Origin of the sequence: Ensifer sp. LC384 (genome assembly GCF_001695865.1) — a bacterium.
In the GTDB taxonomy this organism is placed as follows: domain Bacteria; phylum Pseudomonadota; class Alphaproteobacteria; order Rhizobiales; family Rhizobiaceae; genus Ensifer.
Map to the genome: position 1 here is coordinate 282725 of NZ_MBST01000045.1, position 21248 is coordinate 303972.

At 61.5% G+C, this 21248-nt stretch carries 19 protein-coding genes and 1 pseudogene; 13 read left to right on the forward strand and 7 right to left on the reverse strand.

Features of this window, described 5'->3' with window-relative positions:
• Nucleotides 1–112: 112 nt before the first annotated feature.
• Nucleotides 113–1603 carry an MFS transporter gene (locus BC363_RS26550; RefSeq protein ID WP_065780297.1) on the forward strand — a complete coding sequence of 497 codons (1491 nt, stop codon included), beginning with the start codon at nucleotides 113–115 and terminating at the stop codon, nucleotides 1601–1603.
• Here the strand turns inward: BC363_RS26550 and BC363_RS26555 are convergent, their stop codons facing one another.
• The 4 genes and pseudogenes from BC363_RS26555 to BC363_RS26565 all read right to left on the reverse strand — a co-directional run bounded on the left by BC363_RS26555 (nucleotide 1604) and on the right by BC363_RS26565 (nucleotide 7023).
• Nucleotides 1604–1930 (reverse strand): hypothetical protein, encoded by a 327-nt coding sequence (locus BC363_RS26555; RefSeq protein ID WP_161952494.1) that lies wholly within the window; start codon nucleotides 1928–1930, stop codon nucleotides 1604–1606. It abuts the gene before it with no gap.
• Between the two features lie 317 nt (nucleotides 1931–2247).
• Entirely contained in the window at nucleotides 2248–5739 is a 3492-nt protein-coding gene (gene carB / locus BC363_RS26560; protein ID WP_065780301.1) for a carbamoyl-phosphate synthase large subunit, read from the reverse strand.
• Between the two features lie 218 nt (nucleotides 5740–5957).
• Nucleotides 5958–6092: pseudogene (locus tag BC363_RS34775) on the reverse strand (iditol 2-dehydrogenase); the annotation flags it as partial.
• A 91-nt stretch (nucleotides 6093–6183) separates the two neighbouring features.
• A complete protein-coding gene (locus BC363_RS26565; RefSeq protein WP_141690437.1) occupies nucleotides 6184–7023 on the reverse strand; it encodes a LytTR family DNA-binding domain-containing protein in 840 nt (279 codons plus the stop codon).
• 90 nt (nucleotides 7024–7113) lie between these two features.
• Here BC363_RS26565 and BC363_RS26570 point away from each other — a divergent pair, with 90 nt between their 5' ends.
• Nucleotides 7114–7635 (forward strand): DUF2306 domain-containing protein, encoded by a 522-nt coding sequence (locus BC363_RS26570; protein WP_065780304.1) that lies wholly within the window; start codon nucleotides 7114–7116, stop codon nucleotides 7633–7635.
• Between the two features lie 102 nt (nucleotides 7636–7737).
• Nucleotides 7738–8685 (forward strand): neutral zinc metallopeptidase, encoded by a 948-nt coding sequence (locus BC363_RS26575; RefSeq protein WP_065780306.1) that lies wholly within the window; start codon nucleotides 7738–7740, stop codon nucleotides 8683–8685.
• 170 nt (nucleotides 8686–8855) lie between these two features.
• On the opposite strand, the gene BC363_RS26580 is transcribed toward BC363_RS26575, so the two are convergent.
• Complete coding sequence (locus BC363_RS26580; RefSeq protein WP_065780308.1) at nucleotides 8856–9851, reverse strand: aldo/keto reductase; 996 nt, start codon at nucleotides 9849–9851, stop codon at nucleotides 8856–8858.
• Nucleotides 9852–9965: 114 nt separating this feature from the next.
• On the opposite strand from BC363_RS26580, the gene BC363_RS26585 reads away from it, so the two are divergent.
• The 3 genes from BC363_RS26585 (at nucleotide 9966) to BC363_RS26595 (ending at nucleotide 13882) form a co-directional block, all read left to right on the forward strand.
• Entirely contained in the window at nucleotides 9966–10874 is a 909-nt protein-coding gene (locus BC363_RS26585) for a LysR family transcriptional regulator (RefSeq protein ID WP_065780310.1), read from the forward strand.
• Between the two features lie 167 nt (nucleotides 10875–11041).
• The gene (locus BC363_RS26590) at nucleotides 11042–12334 is read left to right on the forward strand and encodes a TCR/Tet family MFS transporter (protein ID WP_065780312.1); all 1293 of its coding nucleotides are present in this window, start codon (nucleotides 11042–11044) and stop codon (nucleotides 12332–12334) included.
• Between the two features lie 150 nt (nucleotides 12335–12484).
• Nucleotides 12485–13882, forward strand: a complete 1398-nt coding sequence (locus BC363_RS26595) for an MATE family efflux transporter (protein WP_065780314.1) — start codon at nucleotides 12485–12487, stop codon at nucleotides 13880–13882.
• Between the two features lie 165 nt (nucleotides 13883–14047).
• Here BC363_RS26595 and BC363_RS36260 read toward each other — a convergent pair whose 3' ends face one another.
• Complete coding sequence (locus tag BC363_RS36260; RefSeq protein ID WP_280137922.1) at nucleotides 14048–14176, reverse strand: hypothetical protein; 129 nt, start codon at nucleotides 14174–14176, stop codon at nucleotides 14048–14050.
• A 361-nt stretch (nucleotides 14177–14537) separates the two neighbouring features.
• On the opposite strand from BC363_RS36260, the gene coaD reads away from it, so the two are divergent.
• From coaD to tgt, 5 genes are all read left to right on the forward strand, one after another.
• Nucleotides 14538–15032, forward strand: a complete 495-nt coding sequence (coaD, locus tag BC363_RS26600; protein ID WP_065780316.1) for a pantetheine-phosphate adenylyltransferase — start codon at nucleotides 14538–14540, stop codon at nucleotides 15030–15032.
• Between the two features lie 35 nt (nucleotides 15033–15067).
• The gene (locus BC363_RS26605; RefSeq protein WP_065780318.1) at nucleotides 15068–15640 is read left to right on the forward strand and encodes a peptidylprolyl isomerase; all 573 of its coding nucleotides are present in this window, start codon (nucleotides 15068–15070) and stop codon (nucleotides 15638–15640) included.
• 22 nt (nucleotides 15641–15662) lie between these two features.
• Nucleotides 15663–16172: a peptidylprolyl isomerase gene (locus BC363_RS26610; protein ID WP_065780320.1), complete on the forward strand. Its 510-nt coding sequence runs from the start codon at nucleotides 15663–15665 to the stop codon at nucleotides 16170–16172.
• Between the two features lie 76 nt (nucleotides 16173–16248).
• On the forward strand, nucleotides 16249–17331 hold the full coding sequence (queA, locus tag BC363_RS26615; RefSeq protein ID WP_065780322.1) for a tRNA preQ1(34) S-adenosylmethionine ribosyltransferase-isomerase QueA: 1083 nt from the start codon (nucleotides 16249–16251) through the stop codon (nucleotides 17329–17331).
• The gene (tgt, locus tag BC363_RS26620) at nucleotides 17332–18462 is read left to right on the forward strand and encodes a tRNA guanosine(34) transglycosylase Tgt (protein ID WP_065780323.1); all 1131 of its coding nucleotides are present in this window, start codon (nucleotides 17332–17334) and stop codon (nucleotides 18460–18462) included.
• A 13-nt stretch (nucleotides 18463–18475) separates the two neighbouring features.
• On the opposite strand, the gene BC363_RS26625 is transcribed toward tgt, so the two are convergent.
• A complete protein-coding gene (locus BC363_RS26625) occupies nucleotides 18476–18898 on the reverse strand; it encodes a DUF4864 domain-containing protein (protein ID WP_065780325.1) in 423 nt (140 codons plus the stop codon).
• A gap of 733 nt (nucleotides 18899–19631) precedes the next feature.
• Between BC363_RS26625 and BC363_RS26635 the strand changes: the two genes are divergently transcribed.
• A complete protein-coding gene (locus BC363_RS26635; RefSeq protein ID WP_065780329.1) occupies nucleotides 19632–19988 on the forward strand; it encodes a hypothetical protein in 357 nt (118 codons plus the stop codon).
• A gap of 322 nt (nucleotides 19989–20310) precedes the next feature.
• A complete protein-coding gene (locus tag BC363_RS36090) occupies nucleotides 20311–20820 on the forward strand; it encodes a hypothetical protein (RefSeq protein WP_244519952.1) in 510 nt (169 codons plus the stop codon).
• Nucleotides 20821–21248: the final 428 nt, after the last annotated feature.

The following is a 21248-nucleotide window of genomic DNA, read 5'->3' on the forward strand; positions in this document are numbered from 1 at the left end:
CCTATAGGCGCTCTTCGAAAATCGACATCCTCACAAAATGGGCTCGACCTCAACCGCGGTTGAGGTCGTAACAGTTCTGTTTCCGAAACGACCAGCAGGCGGAAATGACAGGATGAGCATGACAAAAAACGGCCACGTCGCTGGAAAATCCGGCCCGCATTCAGAAGCGGAGGGGCGTTGGGGCGAGTTGCTGCAGCCCAACCATCTGGCGGCCACGGCGACGCTTTGTCTCGGTGTCGCGCTCTTCGCCTTCAACGAGTTCTTCATCTCGACGGCACTGCCGACGGCTGTCGCGGACTTTGGCGGCGCGGCGCTGCTCTCCTGGGCTTTCACGCTCTATCTCGTCTTTGCCATCGTCGGTGGAGCGCTGGCGGCGAACGTGAAGGCTCGCTTCGGCGCCCGCAACACGTTGATTGCGGCGGCACTTGTTTTCGTTGCCGGTACCGCGATCGCAACACTGGCGACGAGCATGCCGCAGGTCCTGGTCGGAAGATTGTTTCAAGGTCTGGGCGAGGGCGTCATCGCCGCCGTCTGCTACGCGCTGATCCCCGAGCTTTTCCCGCCACGGCTCGTGCCGAAAGTTTTCGGTGCCGAGGCTATCGTCTGGGCGAGCGCGGCCTTCGCTGGCCCACTCATATCAGGATTTCTGACCGAATACTGGTCATGGCGCGCGGCATTCTTCGTCAATATTCCCGCTGCCGCGATCTTCGTCGCGCTTGTTGTCGCCATCGTTCCCCGACAGACGAGGTCGTCTCAAGCCGTGCAACCCATTCCGCTCCTTCGCCTGTCCGCATTCGGCCTCGGCATATTGCTGATCTCGGTTTCGAACATGGTGCAGAACGGCTTCGCCATGGCAGCCTTGCTGGTGACGGCGATCGCTATTCTCGTCAACACCATCCACATCGACCGCCGATCCAAACACTCGATCCTGCCACTCGGCGCGTTCGCAGTCCGGCGGCCGCTCGGCACTGGCCTCTGGATCATCCTATTGATGCCACTGGCGCAGGCCTCCGGCTCCGTCTACCTGGTCTATGGCCTGCAGCATCTGTGGAATTTCGGTCCGACGGCCGCTGGCTTCTCCAGCGCCTTGATGGCGATGTCGTGGAGCCTGACGGCCATCCTGGTCGCAAGCCTTCGCTCACACGATCTGCGTGTGCGGTTGATCTGGGTGGGGCCACTGCTTCTATGCCTCGGTCTCGTCGGCTTGACTCTGGCGATCGCAACAGGGGAGTTTCGGCTGGTTTTTGTGGGCCAGATTGCCATCGGGGCCGGATTCGGTGTCTGCTGGGGCACGCTCAGCCAATTGCTGATGGACGTGTCGCCAACCGCCGAGCGGGACAAGACATCGACGCTGCTGCCGACGCTGCAATCGGCCGGCTATGCGATCGGGGCAGCTGTCTTCGGGCTAACGGCCAACATGCGCGGCTTCGATGAAGATGCGCGCGTGGTGGTCATGCGCGACGCATTGCTGGCAGTATTCGCCATCGCTTGCATGATCTCGATCGCATCGTTGGTCTTCGGCATCAGAACCGTCCGGCTTGCGCACGGCAAGCGATCGACCGAGGCCCGAATCAGAGCGCGTCAACCAGTGCCGATCGATTGATCAGCTGATCGCGGACAGGGCGGGGTGGACGTCGACGGGCCGGTGGAAAACACCCAGCCTGCGGCGGCCGATCAAAGCGTCCTGTTCGCGACCACGGCCATCGGACGGTGCGATCATCGCCAGAAGCTCGCCGTTGGCGGACCGGACATGGACCTTCAGAGATCCGTAGTCGGCATCGCGGCCGATCCTGTCGGCAATTCGCTGGCCGTAATACAAGGCGGAACCTACGTCGAAGTGGCTGATGCCATCCTCATCGACAAAGCGCTCGTCGCCCCAATACAAATCGAAGAAATAGACCTGCACGATGTTACCCCGTCCCATGCGCATGGCCGGGTCTTTCCGGTCTTGGGAGCGCATGTGGGCATATGAACATCCGACGGCCGAATGCAGGCTGAACCCGGCGTTCAGCTGGCGTTCACAACCATGAAGGGGAGCTTGCGCAGGCTCGGCGCGCGACCCGTCTGCCGTCATCCTCGGGCTTGACCCGAGGATCTAGTCTTACCCCGTGGATCGAGGGCGCTGGATGCTCGGGTCCGGCCCGAGCATGACGGAGAGAGTGGAACCGTTGATGATGCATTGCATCGAGGCGGAGTTCTTCAGCAGGCGAATTGCGCGCATCCGGGGATGCGCGCAGTCTTTTTCGATCAGGCCTTGAAGTAGCTCTGAAGCGGGCGGACTTCGAGGTTGCCGGCCTTGAGCGCCTTGATCGCGTGGGCGGCAGCCTCAGCACCTGCCATCGTGGTGTAGTAGGGCACCTTCTGCATCAGCGTCGCGCGACGCAGCGATTTCGAGTCCGAAATCGCCTTGTTGCCGTCGGTCGTGTTGATGACGAGCTGGACATGGCGATTGCGGATCGCGTCCTCGACATGCGGCCGGCCTTCCTGGACCTTGTTGACCTTGGTGGCGGCAATGCCATTTTCGCCTAGGAAGCGGGCGGTGCCGCCGGTCGCCATCACCTTGAAGCCGATGTCGACGAGAATGCGGATGGCCGGCAGGACGCGGGTCTTATCCTCGTCGCGGACAGATACGAACACCGTTCCGTCGCGCGGCAGATCGACGCCGGCGCCCAGCTGCGACTTGGCGAAGGCAAGCGCATAGTCGGTGTCGAGGCCGATGACTTCGCCGGTCGAGCGCATTTCCGGACCGAGCAGCGTATCGACACCGGGGAAGCGGGCGAACGGGAACACGGCCTCCTTGACGGCGATGTGCTTCAGGTTGCGCGGGTCGGGCTTCTCGCCATAGGCGGCAATCGCTACATCCAGCGCTTCGCCGGCCATGACGCGGGCGGCGATCTTGGCGATCGGCGCGCCGATGGTCTTGGCAACGAAGGGCACTGTGCGAGAGGCGCGCGGGTTGACTTCGAGAACGTAGATCGTGCCGTCCTTGATCGCGAACTGGACGTTCATCAGGCCGCCGACATTGAGCGCCTTGGCAAGCGCCGTCGTCTGGCGCTCCAGTTCGTCGACCATCGCGGTGTCGAGCGTGTGAACCGGCAGCGAGCAGGCGCTGTCCCCGGAGTGAATGCCGGCTTCCTCGATGTGCTCCATGATACCAGAGACGAACACGTCCTTGCCGTCGCAGAGGCAGTCGACGTCCACTTCCGTGGCGTTGGTCAGGTAGCTGTCGAACAGCAGTGGGTTCTTGCCGAGCAGCGTGTTGATCTGGCCGGTCTTGTCGTTCGGATAGCGCTGCTTGATGTCTTCCGGAACGAGGCCCGGAACCGTATCGAGCAGGTAAGTCTGCAGCATGCTTTCCGAATGGATGATCTGCATGGCCCGACCGCCGAGAACGTAGGACGGACGCACCACCAGCGGGAAGCCGATTTCGGCGGCAACGAGGCGTGCCTGCTCGACCGAGTAGGCAATGCCGTTGTTCGGCTGGTTGAGGTCGAGCTTTATCAGCAGTTTCTGGAAGCGGTCGCGATCCTCGGCAAGGTCGATCATGTCGGGCGCGGTGCCGAGGATCGGGATGCCGTTCTTTTCCAGAGCTTCGGCCAGCTTCAGCGGCGTCTGGCCACCGAACTGCACGATGACGCCGACCAGCTCGCCCTTTTCCTGTTCGGCGCGCATGATCTCGATCACGTCTTCGGCCGTCAGCGGTTCGAAGTAGAGCCGGTCCGACGTGTCATAGTCAGTCGAAACGGTCTCCGGGTTGCAGTTGATCATGATCGCTTCATAGCCGGCGTCCTTCAGAGCGAAGGCGGCGTGGCAGCAGCAATAGTCGAACTCGATGCCCTGGCCGATGCGGTTCGGGCCGCCGCCGAGGATGACGACCTTCTTGCGGTCGGAGACCTCGGCTTCGGAACGGGCAGCGCCCACGAACGGCGTCTCGTAGGTCGAGTACATGTAGGCGGTCGGCGAGGCGAACTCGGCCGCGCAGGTGTCGATGCGCTTGTAGACGGGGCGGACGTTCAGCGCATTGCGCAGTTCCGCCACTTCCTTCGGGCGCTTGCCGCCGAGCGTTGCCAGCCGGGCGTCGGAGAAGCCCATCGCCTTCAGCATGCGCAGGTTCTCGGCATCCTGAGGCAGGCCGTGCTCGCGGACGCGCGCTTCCATGTCGACGATCGCCTTGAACTGGGCGATGAACCACGGGTCGATCTTGCTCGCCTCGTGAACTTCGGCCTCGCTCATGCCGAGGCGCAGCGCCTGGGCAACCATGCGCAGACGGTCGGGCGTCGGCGTGCCGATCGCGGCGCGGATGGCGTTGCGGCCATCGCCGTTCTCGTCCATGTCAGGGATTTCGATCTCATCGAGACCGGTGAGGCCGGTCTCAAGGCCACGCAGCGCCTTCTGCAGCGATTCGGCAAAGGTGCGGCCGATCGCCATGACTTCGCCGACCGACTTCATCGCAGTGGTCAGGACCGGCGAGGCGCCCGGGAATTTCTCGAAGGCAAAGCGCGGGATCTTGGTGACGACGTAGTCGATCGACGGCTCGAAGGATGCTGGCGTCGCACCGCCGGTGATGTCGTTTTCAAGTTCGTCGAGCGTGTAGCCGATCGCCAGCTTGGCCGCGATCTTGGCGATCGGGAAGCCGGTTGCCTTGGAGGCGAGCGCCGAGGAACGCGAAACGCGCGGGTTCATCTCGATGACGACGAGACGGCCGTCCTTCGGATTGACGGCAAACTGCACGTTCGAACCGCCGGTCTCGACCCCGATCTCGCGCAGCACCGCGATCGAGGCGTTGCGCATGATCTGGTATTCCTTGTCCGTCAGCGTCAGCGCCGGAGCGACGGTGATCGAATCGCCGGTGTGCACGCCCATCGGGTCGATGTTTTCGATCGAGCAGATGATGATGCAGTTGTCCGCCGTGTCGCGGACGACCTCCATCTCGTATTCCTTCCAGCCGAGAACCGATTCTTCGATCAGCACCTCGGTGGTCGGCGATGCGTCGAGGCCGCTGCCGACGATGTCGAAGAATTCGGTGCGATTGTAGGCGATGCCGCCGCCGGTGCCGCCGAGCGTGAAGGACGGACGGATGATCGCCGGCAGGCCGACATCATCGAGCGCCTGCGCGGCGATTGCCATCGCATGGTTCATGTAGCGCTGCTTGCGGTCGCCTTCGCCGAGGTTCCACTGGTTTTCCAGTTCGTCGAGCGCCTTGTCGAGTTCCGGGCCGGAAAGGCGGCTCTTCAGTTCGGCGCGCTCGGCCTCATGAACCTTGCGGTCGTGATCCTTGATATCCGTGGCGTTCGCCAGGCGCGACTTCGGCGTCTCGAGGCCGATCTTCGCCATGGCCTCACGGAAGAGCGCGCGGTCTTCGGCCTTGTCGATCGCATCCGGCTTGGCGCCGATCATCTCGACATTATAGCGGTCGAGAACGCCCATGCGGCGCAGCGACAACGCGGTGTTGAGCGCGGTCTGGCCGCCCATGGTCGGCAGCAGCGCGTCGGGGCGTTCCTTGGCGATGATCTTGGCAACGACTTCCGGTGTGATCGGCTCGACGTATGTTGCGTCCGCCAGACCCGGGTCGGTCATGATCGTTGCCGGGTTGGAGTTGACGAGGATGACGCGGTAGCCTTCCTCCTTCAGCGCCTTACAGGCCTGGGTGCCGGAATAGTCGAATTCGCATGCCTGACCGATGACGATCGGCCCCGCGCCGATGATGAGGATCGATTTGATATCTTGGCGCTTCGGCATGGTCGGTCATCCGTTTCTAGCTGCGCGAAAAACCGGCCAAAGTGGGAGGTCACCGGCCGGGCACGCATTGATGGTCTTTTCAGGCTAGAAGCGGCTTATAGGCAAATGTATCTGCAAGCGAAACCCCGAAAATTCCGGAATCGACAGGAAAGCCGACATATTTCGGCATCCGCTTTGCCACGGGTTCAGCCCGCAGAACGAAAGCCGCATGCAGGGCGTCAAACACGGCCCGGCGCCACCAGAACCTTGACCTCGCCGGCAGGAGGCGGATGGGCAATGACGGCGGCCGCTTCATCGGGCGAAACGCGCCGTGAGATCAGCTTGTCGATCTCGATCGCGCCAGAGGCAACGAGTGCCTTCACGACCATGCCTCCCTGTCCAATTTCCCGGGCGAATAGGACCGTCAAAGCGGGACACGGTCAAGGACGCGAGCGACGAAGACGGTCAGCCCCAGCGCTGTCGCACGGCGGCGGCATAGGTGCGGCTGACCGGCACTTCAGTTCCATCCCTGAGCACGATGACGATGCGACCGTTGTCGCGGACAAGCCGCTCGAAATGCGCGTCCGATACCCAATGGGAACGATGCACCTGCAGGCCCGGCACCGGGCCGAGTTCGCCGAGCGCGTCGGCGAAGCGCAACAGGATGAGTTCGCGTCCGACAGTGGTCGTGACTTCCGTGTAGTGATCACTGACGGTCAGGTGCAGCGGCAAGCCGCGATTGGCAGGTTTCAGGCGCAACAACAGCGGTACTCGGCCCGTGTCCTTCTGGGGAACCGGGTCGCCGGACGTCCGACTCTCGCCTTCGCCGGGGACCATTGCAGCGGTGCCGGCGTCGTTCAGCTCCAAAGCCGTTTCAGTGTTCATCGTCATCCAGGTCAGCGCGCAGAACAGCAGCGACAGGAACAGGCCCGTGGCAATGTCGGCCATGATGTCTGCAGCTGTCGGAATCACTGAAAAGGTCGCAGAGCCGATCGCGGTGGTCACGAGGCCGATTGGTATGCTGGCAACGGCCGCACCGATCATCATGCGAACGAAACCGGAGGCGACCCTTTCGCGCAGCAGGACATTGGCGAGCACCGCCGAGACGATTGCAATCGCCCAGGTGGCGGCGTGCAGCACGAGCCAGAACCCAAGACGGGGTACCGCGGCCAGACGCTCGGCGGTGCCATAGGGGCCTGTGACCCAAAAGATCAGCACGACCGCTGCGAAGGTTGCCCACAAGCGCGGCGCCTTGACGACGAGATGCAGTTCACGAAGCGTGGATTGCAGAAATGGGCGTTTCACGAAGTTTTCCGTCCGTTCCAGTCTTAGCATTTGAGCGCAGCCCGGAGACTGCCGCAAGGTCGGGAAAAATCAACAGCATAGAGATTGCCCATGACACTTGCACCTCTTCTCCATGCACCGTACGCAGTCCAGTTGCACGTCGCGACGGTCATTCCGGCAGCCATCCTGGGTGCTTTTTTGCTCGCCCAACCGAAAGGCACACGCCTGCATAGGCTTCTCGGCAAGATCTGGCTCGCGCTGATGGTCGTGACCGCGTCCGCCACGTTCTTCATTCACGAAATCAAACTGGTCGGCAGCTTCAGCCCCATCCACCTGCTGTCGATCTATGTGCTGTTCGGTAGCTGGCAGGCGATTGCAGCCGCCCGGCGACACGACATCCCCGCACATCGCGGCCACGTGGCGGGCATCTATCTCGGCGGCATCGTCATTGCCGGCCTCTTCACGCTGCTGCCGGGACGACTGATGCATGCGAGCCTGTTCTCTGAGCTTTCGATCTGGCAGGCGGCCGTAACCGCTGCTCTGCTGGCTGCGCTTCTGGTCTCGGCGGCCGTTCTGTCGATTCGCCAGGGTCGGCTTTTCGACCGCGGCAAGTCCTCGAAAAGATTGGCATGATCGCAACCTTGTGGGCCTGATTGCGTTTTACAACTGCATTCGGCCCGGCATATAAAAGGTCTGACCGATATTGCGTATCGACCCATGCCGGGAGGACAGATCATGGAATGGAAGGGCCGCCGCCAATCCGGAAACATCGAGGACCAGCGCGGGGCGAGTCCCGGCGGTGGTCTGGGCGGCAATCCGTTCGGCCGTGGCGGCGGCTTCCGCATGCCTGGCGGTGGTGGAGGCATGCGTGGCGCCGGCGGCGGCATGAGCTTTGGCACCATCATCTTCCTCGTCGTGCTCTATTTCATCCTGAAGGCCATGGGCATCGACATGCTGCAGGTCCTGAACGGCGGCGGTGGCCCCGTCACTCAACCGGGCTTCGAGCAGAGCGATGGCTCGCCGGCGCCCCGTGGATCGGCGCAGGAAGAAGAGATGAAAGCCTTCATGGGGACGGTGCTTGCCGAAACCGAAGACACATGGAACGGCATCTTCCAGGCGAGCGGCGAGCAATACCAGGAGCCGAAGATGGTGCTGTTCAGTGGCTCCGTGCGCTCCGCCTGCGGCTTTGCCTCGGCGGCATCGGGCCCGTTCTACTGCCCTGGCGACCGCAAGGTCTACCTCGACATGGGCTTCTTCGATGAGCTTGAACAAAAATTCGGCGCTTCGGGTGACTTCGCGCAGGCCTATGTCGTTGCGCACGAAGTCGGCCACCACGTGCAGAACCTGATCGGCGTGCTGCCGAAGTTCAACCAGATGCGTCAGTCGATGAGCGAGACCGAAGCCAACCAGATGTCGGTTCGTGTCGAACTGCAGGCTGATTGCTTCGCGGGCGTCTGGGGCAAGTATACCCAGCAGAAGGGCCTCTTGGAGCAGGGCGATCTGGAAGAGGCGCTGAACGCCGCCACCCAGATCGGCGACGACACACTGCAGAAGCGCATGCAGGGCTACGTCGTGCCGGAAAGCTTCAACCATGGCACATCGCAGCAGCGCATGCGCTGGTTCAAGCGCGGCTTCGACAGCGGCAAGATGTCGGCCTGCGACACCTTCTCCGGTCAAGTCTGAAGTCCAGACTGCTGAGGCAAGAGATCAGGGGCCGGCGAGAACTGCCGGCCCCTTTCCTTATCCCGCACTACAGCGCCGCGCGTCTATTTAGACGCGAAAAGGTCGCTGTAACGCTTTGAGTTGCTGCATAATTTTGTCCATAAATCGATTCCGATTTAAGGAATTATGCACTAGTGGCGCTCGCTATCCATATGGGCGAGTTGCGCCTCGGGGTAGCGCGCACCTGCGGCGGCATTCCTCGGCACCACCCGCTCGATAGCGGCCAGATCTTCCGGCGTCAGATGCACGGCCTGCGAGCCAAGCGCTTCGGCCAGCCGGTCGCGCCGACGCGCACCGACCAGCGGCACGATGTCCTTGCCCTGGGCCGCGACCCAGGCGATCGCAATCTGCGCGACAGACGCGCCTTTGGCATCCGCCACGCGCTTCAGGGCGTCGACAAGGGCCAGATTTCTATCGACGTTGCCCTCCTGAAAACGCGGACTAACCGCTCGGAAGTCATCGCTCCCGACAGCATCCTTCCGCCAGTGACCGCTGATCAGGCCGCGCGAAAGCACACCATAGGCGGTAATGCCGATGCCGAGCGCCCGGCACGTCGGCAGGATATCATCCTCGACACCGCGCGAGATCAGCGAATACTCGATCTGCAGGTCCGAGATAGGGTGGACTGCGGCGGCCTTCCGAATGGTCTCGGACCCTACTTCCGAGAGCCCGACATGCCTGACATAACCGGCCTTCACCAGGTCGGCGATCGCACCTACCGTTTCCTCGATCGGCACGTCCGGATCGAGACGGGCAGGGCGGTAGACGTCGACATAGTCAACGCCCAGCCGATGCAAGGTATAGGCGAGGAAGTTGCGCACCGCCTTCGGCCGGCAATCATACCCTGCCCAGTTGCCCGCGGCGTCTCGCAGCGCACCGAATTTGACGCTGAGAACGACCCGATCGCGGTCTCGGTCCTTGAGCGCCTCACCGATCAGCATCTCGTTGTGGCCCATGCCGTAGAAGTCGCCGGTGTCTATGAGCGTAATTCCGGCAGCGAGCGCCGCATGGATCGTGGCAATGCTTTCCGATCGGTCTGACGGACCGTACATGCCCGACATGCCCATGCAGCCAAGGCCGATGGGCGAAACCATCGGGCCGGTCTTTCCAAGTGAAACCTGATCCATTCTCGTTCTCCTTCGGTGGGCGCGACCAGCGCGTTTTTCTTCCCCATTGTTACGCCCATCGTGATCGTGCGATAATCCGATGACCTCAGAACAAGCTGTACGTGATTTTGTACAATGACCGATCTTCCCTTGGCCGACCTTGATGCTTTCACCGCCGTCGCGCGGGAGCGCAGCTTTCGCGCTGCCGCCAAGAAGCGGGGCGTTTCAGCTTCCTCGCTCAGCGAAGCGCTGAGGCGTCTCGAAGCCAAACTCGATGTGCGCCTGCTCAACCGCACGACGCGCAGTGTAACACCGACCGAAGCAGGCATGCGGCTGCTCGAGCGTCTTCAGCCGGCGCTCGGGGAAATTGCCGGTGCGCTCGACCAGGTGAACGAACTGCGCGACAGCCCGGCAGGGACCTTGAAGCTGAACGTGCCTTCGATCGTCGCACGCGAGATCCTTCCGTTGATCGTCGGGCGCTTCCTGAGGGCGAACCCGGCCATCTCGCTTGAGGTGACGGCGGAGGATGGCTTCATCGACGTGCTGGCAGCCGGCTTCGACGCCGGCATCCGCTACGAGGAGCGGGTCGAGCGCGACATGATTGCCATCCCGATCGGACCACGGCTGCAACGCTACGTGACGGCGGCATCGCCGGAATATCTTGCGCGGCGTGGGGTGCCGCAGCATCCGCATGATCTTTTGGAGCATGACTGCATCCGGCATCGCTTCGCGAGCGGTGTCAGCCTGCTTTGGGAGTTCGGCGAAGGCGAGGGCTCAATCTCGATCGCCCCGCCGGCCGTCGTCACCGCGAATGCCGTTGATCTCGAAATTGCCGCCGCAGTCCACGGTCTCGGTGTCATCAGGACGTTCGAGGAGTTCCTCGCGCCGCACCTGAAATCCGGCGCCCTGGTGACGATCCTCGACCCATGGGTGACGACCTTTCCGGGGCCGTTTCTCTACTACGCCAGCCGTCGTCACATGCCCGCGCCGCTGAGAGCCTTCGTCGACTTTCTCAAGGCCGAGCAACGCTCGAGAGTACGCTGACTGACCGCCACGCGAGAGAACGATGGATCAATGAACGCGATCGTTCTCATAAAAAACCTTGAGATGTTCACGTATTGTTTCGACTGAAATCATGCGTTACACCTAAATTGGTATCGTCGTTCACGTTCTGTCTCCGCGCTGGCGACGGAGGGCGCAGGGAGAGTTTCATGCTCGACGAGAAGTTCGTGCGGCGCGGCCTGTTCCTCGTCTTTCTCATCCTGTTCCTCGACATCATCGGCATCGCCATCATCGTGCCGGTGCTGCCCACCTATCTCGAGGAATTGACCGGCGCCAATGTCAGCGACGCGGCCATCGACGGCGGCTGGCTGCTGCTTGTTTATGCCGCGATGCAATTCCTGTTTGCGCCCTTCATCGGCAATCTCAGCGACCGTTTCGGGCGCCGGCCGATCCTGCTTGCCTCGGTGCTCACCTTCGCGATCGACAACCTGATCTGCGCCCTTGCGACCAGCTACTGGATGTTGTTCGTCGGCCGCGTGCTCGCCGGCATCAGCGGTGCCAGCTTCGGCACCGCCTCGGCCTACATCGCCGACATCAGCCATGACGGAAACCGCGCCAAGAATTTCGGCCTGATCGGCATCGCCTTCGGATCCGGCTTTGCGTTGGGGCCGGTTATCGGCGGACTGCTCGGCGAACTGGGGCCGCGCGTGCCGTTCTATGGTGCAGCGGCACTTTCCTTCATCAACTTCGTGCTCGGTGTTTTTCTGCTGCCGGAAACGCTTGATAAGGCGCACCGTCGCCGCTTCGAATGGCAGCGCGCCAATCCGCTCGGCGCGCTCAAGCAGATGCGCAGCTATCCCGGCATCGGCTGGGTCGGGCTCGTCTTCTTCCTGTTCTGGATGGCGCATTCGGTCTATCCGTCCGTCTGGTCGTTCGTATCGTCCTACCGCTACGGCTGGAGCGAAGGGGAAATCGGCCTGTCGCTCGGCATCTTCGGCATCGGCGGCGCTTTGGTGATGGCGTTCGTGCTGCCGCGCGTCGTGCCACGGATCGGCGAATGGAGGACGGCCGTATTGGGCCTGACCTTCACGGCACTCGGTGCCGCCGGCTATGCCGCTGCATGGCAGGGCTGGATGATCTATGCCGTGATCATCGCCACCGCGCTCGAAAGCCTCGCCGATCCGCCGCTGCGCAGCATCGCCGCCGGCCACGTGCCTCCCTCGGCGCAGGGCGAGCTGCAGGGGGCGCTCACCAGCATCGGCAGCATTACGACGATCATTGGTCCGCTGATCTTCACTCAGATCTTCGGCTACTTCACGACGCCCACCGCCACAGTCTCCTTCTCGGGCGCGCCCTATGCGCTCGCCAGTTGTTTCGTCGTCGGGGCGCTCCTGGTGTTCTGGTTCAAAGTGCCGAAACGGCTCGCGGTCGCAGCCGAAGATATCGAGCCCGAAGAGCCCATGGTCGAACCGCGCTACTCCGACCGCGGCGCCATGCACTGAAATTCATCAATATTCTTGATCTTTCGATGAAAAATTGAGCAACCGGAGCTTTGTCACTGGTTCTTTGGCCGGCCCTGTTCTATTTCCGTCATCCTTCCCTTCGTTCTGACCTGCGGGCATTTCGGCCGCGTCGACATCCAGGAATCCGTCATGCTGACCGCCAATGCGAGCCCGACCCCGGTGCAAACCGACAACTCATGGCGCACCCATTATCGTGCAAGCCTCTATCTCGGCGTACCCTTCATCGGCGCGCAGCTGGCACAACTTGCGATCAACACGACCGACGTCTTGATGGTGGGCAAGCTTGGCGCCACGCAGTTGGCGGCGATCATCCTGGCGACGCAGATGTACTTCACCATTTACATCTTCGGCAGCGGCTTCGCCAACGCCGTCGTGCCGATGGCAGCGCAAGCCCAGGGCAGGGGCGACAAGGTCTCGGTCCGCCGCTCCGTGCGCATGGGTATGTGGGTGGTGCTCTGCTACGGCGTGCTGACGGCGCCCGTACTCTGGCTGGCGGAGCCGATCCTGCTGCTCGCCGGCCAGCAGCCGGAGGTCGCGGCACTCGCAGCCGAGTATCTGCACATCGCGCAATGGGCGATCTTCCCCGGCCTCATCTTCATGGTGCTGCGTGCGTTCCTGAGCGGTCTGGAGCGGGCAGGGATCATTCTCTACGTCACCCTTGCCACACTGGTCCTCAATGCGGCGCTTTGCTACGTGCTGATCTACGGCCACTTCGGCTTCCCGCAACTGGGCATCTTCGGCGCGGCCGTCGCCGCCCTTGGCGTGGCCGTACTCGGCACCGTGCTGACCGTCGCCTATATCAAGAGCAAACCGGAACTGAACCAGTACGAGCTGTTCGTGCGTTTCTGGCGTTCGGACTGGCCGGCATTCAGGGAAGTCGTTTATCTCGGCATCCCGATCTCGCTGACCATTCTGGCCGAAGTCAGCCTGTTCACCGTCGCCTCGCTGCTGATGGGAACGATCGGCACCATCGAGCTTGCGGCACACGGCATTGCTCTGCAGTTCGCGTCGCTCGCTTTCATGATCCCACTGGGCCTTGCCCAGGCGGCAACGGTGCGCGTCGGCCTTTCCTACGGCCGCGGCGACATGCTCGGCGTCCGGCGCGCGGCGATTTCGGCGCTGGTGCTGGGGTCCGTCTTTGCGATTATCGGCAGCGCCATCTTCGCTCTTTTCCCGAGCCAGCTCGCCGCCCTTTACCTCGACACCAACCGGCCGGATGCGGCGCAGGTTCTTGCCTTTGCCGCCCCGCTCATTGTGATCGCCGGCGCGTTCCAGTTGGTGGACGGGTTGCAGGCGATTGCCGCCGGCATGCTTCGCGGCCTGAAGGACACCAAGGTGCCGATGATTCTGGCAATGATCTCCTATTGGCCGATCGGCTTCCTGTGCGCCTGGGCCTTCGCGTTCCCACTCGACTTCGGCGGCATCGGCGTATGGTTCGGCTTCGTGCTCGGCCTTGCCGCTGCAGCCTTGTTCCTGAACTGGCGGTTCTTCCGCATGATCCGCGCCCACAAAGTGACCGCGGCCTGACCAGCACCGGGTTTCAGCCAAAGAAAAAGCCGGACGGGCAGGGGATGCCGTCCGGCTTGCAAAGGCGACCGCTTCAGGGGAAGAATGGCGGTCGCTTATTTCGAAACTCCTGGAGGAAGTTTCTCGAAACTCCTGAGAAGTTTCTTGAGGTCTCTAATGAGGTCTCTAAACGTTGAACCCGCCGGTCTCATGGGAGCCCAGTCGATCGCGCTGGAGGTCACGTATCGTGCGGGCAAAATCCACGAGAAAGACGAAACTGATTACCGCCGCGGCGGCCATGAAGACTGTCGCCATGACATGTACCCTTTAGCCGAAGATCTTGCGGTTGCTTGAACGGTCACGTTGCTCACGGGACTCGTCGCGGAGTGCATGTATCGTCGCAAATATCATTGCGAAAAACATCGTCATCGAAAACAGAGCAAGTCCCATAGCCGTCATCCTTTCAGGTCCTAAACGGCAGTATCTTCAAAAAGGTTCCGTTCTTTCTTGCTTCACATTACGGTCTGCGATGTGAAACGCGCTTGAACATAGCATTCATCTAGCATTCATTTCTTTGGCGCTGCTGTTTCCCAGGGAACAGGCTTGGCCTCCTGCACAACTCTTGCGATCCGTCGCCGTCCGTGACAAAAGGCTTCACCAAACGGAAACAGGTGCGATGACGACGGCATTCTACCCCGGCTCTTTCGATCCGATGACGAACGGGCATCTCGACGTACTTGTTCAGGCGCTGAACGTAGCGCGCAAAGTCATCGTGGCGATCGGCATCCATCCGGGCAAGGCGCCACTCTTTTCGTTCGACGAACGCTCGGACCTCATTCGCCAGTCCCTGCTCGAGTTTCTGCCCGATCGTGCCTCCGACATCGATGTGGTCGCCTTCGACAACCTCGTGGTCGACGCTGCACGGCAAAGCGGCGCAAAGCTGCTTGTACGCGGCCTGCGCGACGGCACGGACCTCGATTACGAGATGCAGATGGCCGGCATGAACCGGCAGATGGCGCCTGATGTTCAGACCTTGTTCTTGCCGGCGGGCACGGCATCGCGGCCCATTACGGCCACATTGGTCCGCCAGATCGCAGCTATGGGCGGCGACGTCAGCGCCTTCGTGCCCAAGCCGGTTCACGCGGCGCTGCAGGCCAAACGCAAGGCCTGAGCCGCCACACCCCATTCACCACTCAGGGAGAAACCATGAAAATCCTCCACCTCGCTTTCGCCGGTGCTCTCACGCTTGCGTCCTGGACGGGAACCGCGCTTGCGCAATCGGCTGACAACTTCCTCACGATCACGCTGAAGGATGGCCCGGTCGTTGTCGAGCTTCGCCCGGACATCGCGCCGAAGCACGTCGAGCAGATCAAGGCGCTGGCAACCGCCGGCGACTACAACAACGTCGCTTTCCACCGCGTCATCAAGGGCTTCATGGCCCAGACCGGCGACGTGCAGTACGGCGACATGGAAGACGGCTTCCAGCCTCAGGCTGCTGGCACGGGCGGCTCTTCCAAGCCGGACCTGCCGGCCGAATTCTCCGACGTTCCGTTCGAACGCGGCACGGTCGGCATGGCCCGTTCACAGGATCCCAACAGCGCCAACTCGCAGTTCTTCATCATGTTTGCCCCGGGCGACTTCCTCAACGGCCAGTACACGGTCGTCGGCAAGGTCGTCTCCGGCATGGAGAACGTCGACAAGATCAAACTCGGCGATGACGCCAACAACGGCTCCGTCGCCGATCCCGACCGTATGATCAGCGTCAAGGTCGGCAAGTAAAGTCAACAGAAGGAGAAAACCCATGGCCGAGATCAAAGATCCGGAAAACACGATCATCATGGAGACCACCAAGGGCAAGGTCGTCATCGAGCTTCTGCCTGATGTGGCTCCGGGTCATGTCGCCCGAATCAAGGAACTGGCACGCGAAGGCGCCTATGACGGCGTGGTGTTTCACCGCGTGATCGAGGACTTCATGGCACAGACCGGCGACGTCCAGTACGGCAAGACCGGCGGCGAGCACTTCAACCCGTCGCGCGCCGGCATGGGCGGCTCGTCCAAGCCGGACCTGAACGCTGAATTCTCGAACGTCAGCCACATTCGCGGCACCTGCTCGATGGCCCGCAGCCAGATGCCGAACTCGGCCAATTCGCAGTTTTTCATCTGCTTCACCGACGCTCCGTGGCTGAACAAGCAATACTCGGTCTGGGGTCAGGTCATCGAGGGCATGGACAATATCGACAAGATCAAGCGCGGCGAGCCGGTGCGTGATCCTGATACCATCGTGTCCATGCGGGTTGCCGCCGACGCCTGATTTGCGCTAATGCACAACCCGCCCCGGTCGCGCCGAAAGGCCCCGGGGCGGGTTTGCTTTTTTTCAGAAACGATCCATGCGCGTAGACCTGTTCGACTTCGACCTTCCGGAAACCTCGATTGCGTTGCGGCCCGTAAGCCCGCGCGACAGCGCCCGCATGCTCGTCGTCGACCCGCAGGCACCGGAACTGCTGACGGATCACGGCGTGCTCGACCTGCCGTCCTTCCTGCGCCCCGGCGACGCACTGGTGTTCAACGACACCAAGGTCATCCCTGCGCAGCTCGAAGGCATTCGCCGGCGCGGCGAAGAGATCACCACTCCGGTTTCGCTGACCCTGCACATGCGGGTCGGTCCCGATCGCTGGAAGGCCTTTGCCAGGCCGGCGCGCCGCCTCAAGGTCGGCGACCGCATCGCCTTTGGCCACGGCGGCAATAGCTGCATGCTCGGTACGCTCGACGCGACCGTCGAGGAAAAGGGCGACGCAGGCGAGGTGACGCTGCGCTTCGATCTCGCCGGGCCGCTGCTCGACGAAGCGATCATGGCCGTCGGTCATATTCCCTTGCCCCCGTACATCGCCTCGAAACGAGCCGAAGATGCGCAGGACCGCACCGACTACCAGACGGTCTACGCCCGGGAAGAGGGCGCCGTTGCCGCCCCGACCGCCGGCCTGCATTTCACCGAGCGGCTGTTTTCCAGGCTGAACGAGCTCGGGATCGAGCGCCATTTCGTCACCCTGCATGTCGGGGCAGGCACATTCCTGCCCGTCAAGGCCGACGATACCGACGACCACATGATGCACCAGGAGATCGGTCTCGTCGACGCAAGGACCGCTGAGCGCCTCAACGCCGTCAAGGCGAGAGGTGGCCGAATCGTATGTGTCGGCACGACGTCACTGCGGCTGATCGAAAGCGCTGCCGACGAGCAAGGTGCCATCCATTCCTGGTCCGGCCCCACCGATATCTTCATCACACCCGGCTACCGCTTCCGCGCCGTCGACATGCTGATGACCAATTTCCACCTGCCGAAGTCGACTTTGTTCATGCTCGTTTCGGCCTTTTGCGGCCTGGAGACGATGCGCGCGGCCTATGCCCACGCGATCGAGACCGGCTACCGCTTCTATTCCTATGGCGATTCCAGCCTGCTTTTCCGGAAAGACTAGATGACCGAAACCTTCCAGTTCAAGCTGCACGCAACCGACGGCAAAGCGCGCCGCGGCGAGGTTTCAATGCCGCGCGGCACCATCCGCACGCCTGCCTTCATGCCGGTCGGTACCGTTGGTACGGTCAAGGCAATGTATCTCGATCAGGTCAAGGATCTCGGCGCCGACATCATCCTCGGCAACACCTACCACCTGATGCTACGCCCGAGTGCTGAACGCGTGGCACGGCTCGGCGGCCTGCACAATCTGATCCGCTGGCAAGGCCCTATCCTCACCGACAGCGGCGGCTTTCAGGTCATGTCGCTTGCCGGGCTTCGCAAACTCGACGAGCAGGGCGTTACCTTCAAGAGCCATGTCGATGGCGCTCTCTTCCACATGTCGCCGGAGCGGTCGATCGAAATTCAGGGGTTGCTCGACAGCGATATCCAGATGCAGCTCGACGAGTGCGTAGCATTACCGGCCGAACCCAAGGAAATCGAACGGGCGATGGAAATGTCGCTGCGCTGGGCGGAACGCTGCAAGGTGGCTTTCGGCGACCAGCCAGGCAAGGCGATGTTCGGCATCGTCCAAGGGGGCGACATTCCGGCCCTGCGCGTGCGCTCGGCCGAAGCCCTCAAAGGACTGGATCTCAAGGGTTACGCCATCGGTGGGCTTGCCGTCGGCGAGCCACAGGAAGTGATGCTGAGAATGCTCGACATCGCATGCCCGGTGCTGCCCGCGGAAAAGCCGCGCTATCTCATGGGCGTCGGCACGCCCGACGATATCCTACGATCGGTCGCACACGGCATCGACATGTTCGACTGCGTCATGCCGACCCGCTCCGGACGCCATGGCCTGGCCTTCACCCGCCATGGCCGTATCAACCTGCGCAACGCGCGCCATGCCGAAGACATGCGGCCGCTCGACGAACAATCCTCGTGCCCGGCGACACGCGACTACTCGCGCGCCTATCTACACCACCTGATCCGCTCGAACGAATCGCTCGGCGGCATGCTGCTCAGCTGGAACAACCTGGCCTATTACCAGGAACTGATGGCCGGCATTCGCCTGGCGATCGAAGAGGGCCGCTATGCCGACTTCATGGCCGAGACCCAGGAAACCTGGCGGCGAGGGGACCTGGCTCCGCTCTGAGGCCAGAACCAGTTCAGATCTCCGGCCCTGGCGCAGACTGCAGCATCATCACGCCATTGATCTTGTAGCTCCCGTCGGGCTGCTTCATCAGCTGGTAGACCGCCGTCCAATCCTTGCCGTCGGGCGCCGAGATCAGCACCTCCTGAATGACCTGATCGCCCACCACCTTGGAGCGGCCGAAGGCAAAATTGCCCGGCCGATAGACCGGCTGGTAGCCGCGCCTGACCATGTCGAAGAAGGCGGTCTTATCAGGAAATTTTCCGCGGATCGCCGGCGAAGCGAAGGAGTAGGCGGCGTCCGCATCGTCATTCAGGAAGGCTGTGATCTGGTCCTGAATGATGGAGCGCGCCGTGTCGACAGGTTCGTCCGCCCAACCGGGGCCGGCAGCTGCGAGTTGCGTTGCGACACCAAGGGCGATGGCAAATGTCCTGATCATCAGCGATCTCCATCCAGACGTTTTCGCCGACCTCAGAACAGCATAGGACGTTTGCGCATCCTGGAAATGGGTATGATCGCCGTTCACCACATTTGCACTTGATCTCCGGTCGCCAATATCGCGTCTATTCAATGCGCTAGCTGTCACGTCTGAATAAGCGACTTTAAAAATCATAACTTAGTGATATTCGCAATTATGGCTTGAGAACACCCTGTTGGGATCCTGCTCAATGTTGACGACCACCGCACGATCGGAAACCGACGCATTCGCCATTCGTTAATTAATGCAATTCATAGTTGCTTTCATTCCCGATCCCCGTGAAGGAATGACGCCCTTCGCAATGAAGCACATACGCCTGGATAGAGCGGCGCGGCTGTAGGGAGAAACAAGCGAATGACGACAACATCATCTGTCGGCACTGCTGATCCTGCGGCGACCCGAGAGCAACGGCGCAGACGGCACGGAAAATGCCGCCGACACGATCCTCAAGACCGCGAACAACGTATCGGCGGAGCCCGGCAAGGCGACGACGCAAGCGACTGCCGCCGCGGCGAACGCGCTTCTCGACAAGCAGGCGAGGAGCGACTCTCTGGTCACGCTGGCTGTCAACTTCCTGGAATCCGACAAGTTCAAATCGAGCGATCCTGATGTCCAGGAGACGCTGAAGGCGCTGGTCGAGAAAAACAGAGAGGCACTCGCTGCCAAGATCGAGGCGGAACGCGAGCACGATCCGATGATGCCGCTCGAAACCGCCATCGCCAATGCATTAACGGCGACCATCCGCGAGAACCGAAAGCAATTTGGAGTGGGTGAATTCGTCGTTGGCTACGACACCAAGCTTGATGGCAAGATGCTGCATTACATCGCCGATGTGGAGGGTAAAAGTGGCGCGCAAATGCTGGTGGACAGCAACAAAGCCGCACGAACCGCCTATGACGAAGCCAAAAAGGCACGCGACGACGCGACCGACGCAAGCCTGGGCCTAAGCTCACTGGCACTTCTGCAGGCGCAACGCCGGTATGACAAGTCTTCATTGGCGATGAGGGAATGGCAGGATATCTGGTACAAGCTGTTCAAGTGGAAGGATTGACGGAACGCGCGACGTTCAACGGTGCGGGTCGATACATTGCGTGCGAACGCAGCACGCTTGCGAGCGTGACGTTCATCCACCTTCTTCAATACCCTGACCGACCAGCCATCGAAGTATGTTGAGCCAAGCGGGCAGGGCGGCCCGCTCTTACCGCAACCCTGCGATCCAATCTCGAAGAAGCATCGGGCCGAGACGTCTTTGTGCCAAAAGGAGAAGGCACCTGATGGGCGTTTCAGCCGGTCGGGGTTGCGCCACCCGACCCGAATGCGGCTAAGTCGAGCCTCTCGGCTTTAACTTTGAGTGAGCGATTGGAGTGAGCCCTATGAAATCTGAAACAATCGAGATCTATCATCCGCGTCGTGTTTCAAATTTGGGCCAATGGGACATTGGCGATCTCAAGCTTAAAGTCTATGGCCTCGTTGCAGAGGACAAAGAAGTCGACAGCGCCATGGTGACCCTGGCGCAGACATTCGTCCGACAGGACGTCCTGCCACGTGTGACGGACGAGGGGCATGACAATGGACTGGGCTTTGTGATCATTCATCCCGGCAAGCTCGGTGTTTCCATCTCGGCTCACTGGTGGATTCAAGGTTCGGTGCTTTGTCAGCATATCTATCGGATAGCTATATTCTGCCACCGAACCTATGGATACAGTAAAGAGACCTGTTATTGCCTGCGTTTGGGAATTAGCCTTGATAAACGCCGAGCAAGAGGTTTGGCGAAAAACGATGATGAAACGCAAGCCCAACCCGTCAGCCTACATGGACGCTCGGGCCGACTTCGAAGCCGCATAGCGACCCGAGCGTTGCTGATGCGCCAGAACCCTAGCTGATTGCTACGCAATTATTCCACAGCCGCCACCAGCGAAAACATCAGCGGATGACGTCTGAGCATGCGCAACCATCGCCGTCGGCCCTTGCTGATGTCATCGGCAACTGTCCCGCAGCGAGCCGCGCCCTCGGGAAACTCCGGTCATGGAAAATGTTGCGCTTGAATTCACGGTAGATCGCCGAGCGGTGCCGTTCGGGTTGCCGTTCGGCAAGCGGGCGCTGGGAACAGCAAGGGGACATACTGGAATCTCCAGGGCGAGCCGTTGAAATCATTGGCATGTCGCACTTGGAAATAGAATGCACCCGGCTATACTCAATGTCACAGCTGATTAGAGATGCGGCGCCGCCAGCCAGTTAGAAATGCGACACTCGACACCTCTGCTGGCGCTGACGGTCAGCCCCCGATCCGCCCGGCTGGTCCGGGTTGCAA

Coding starts and splice junctions, on each gene's coding strand:
- BC363_RS26635 (WP_065780329.1), top strand. CDS start 19,632: ATGATGCCGCTCGAAACCGCCATCGCCAATGCATTAACGGCGACCATC.
- BC363_RS26580 (WP_065780308.1), bottom strand. CDS start 9,851: ATGGATCAGGTTTCACTTGGAAAGACCGGCCCGATGGTTTCGCCCATC.
- BC363_RS26610 (WP_065780320.1), top strand. CDS start 15,663: ATGGCCGAGATCAAAGATCCGGAAAACACGATCATCATGGAGACCACC.
- BC363_RS26550 (WP_065780297.1), top strand. CDS start 113: ATGAGCATGACAAAAAACGGCCACGTCGCTGGAAAATCCGGCCCGCAT.
- BC363_RS36260 (WP_280137922.1), bottom strand. CDS start 14,176: ATGGCGACAGTCTTCATGGCCGCCGCGGCGGTAATCAGTTTCGTCTTT.
- BC363_RS26570 (WP_065780304.1), top strand. CDS start 7,114: ATGACACTTGCACCTCTTCTCCATGCACCGTACGCAGTCCAGTTGCAC.
- coaD (WP_065780316.1), top strand. CDS start 14,538: ATGACGACGGCATTCTACCCCGGCTCTTTCGATCCGATGACGAACGGG.
- tgt (WP_065780323.1), top strand. CDS start 17,332: ATGACCGAAACCTTCCAGTTCAAGCTGCACGCAACCGACGGCAAAGCG.
- BC363_RS26555 (WP_161952494.1), bottom strand. CDS start 1,930: ATGCGCATGGGACGGGGTAACATCGTGCAGGTCTATTTCTTCGATTTG.
- carB (WP_065780301.1), bottom strand. CDS start 5,739: ATGCCGAAGCGCCAAGATATCAAATCGATCCTCATCATCGGCGCGGGG.
- BC363_RS26585 (WP_065780310.1), top strand. CDS start 9,966: ATGACCGATCTTCCCTTGGCCGACCTTGATGCTTTCACCGCCGTCGCG.
- BC363_RS26595 (WP_065780314.1), top strand. CDS start 12,485: ATGCTGACCGCCAATGCGAGCCCGACCCCGGTGCAAACCGACAACTCA.
- BC363_RS26625 (WP_065780325.1), bottom strand. CDS start 18,898: ATGATCAGGACATTTGCCATCGCCCTTGGTGTCGCAACGCAACTCGCA.
- BC363_RS26605 (WP_065780318.1), top strand. CDS start 15,068: ATGAAAATCCTCCACCTCGCTTTCGCCGGTGCTCTCACGCTTGCGTCC.
- BC363_RS26575 (WP_065780306.1), top strand. CDS start 7,738: ATGGAATGGAAGGGCCGCCGCCAATCCGGAAACATCGAGGACCAGCGC.
- BC363_RS26590 (WP_065780312.1), top strand. CDS start 11,042: ATGCTCGACGAGAAGTTCGTGCGGCGCGGCCTGTTCCTCGTCTTTCTC.
- BC363_RS36090 (WP_244519952.1), top strand. CDS start 20,311: ATGAAATCTGAAACAATCGAGATCTATCATCCGCGTCGTGTTTCAAAT.
- queA (WP_065780322.1), top strand. CDS start 16,249: ATGCGCGTAGACCTGTTCGACTTCGACCTTCCGGAAACCTCGATTGCG.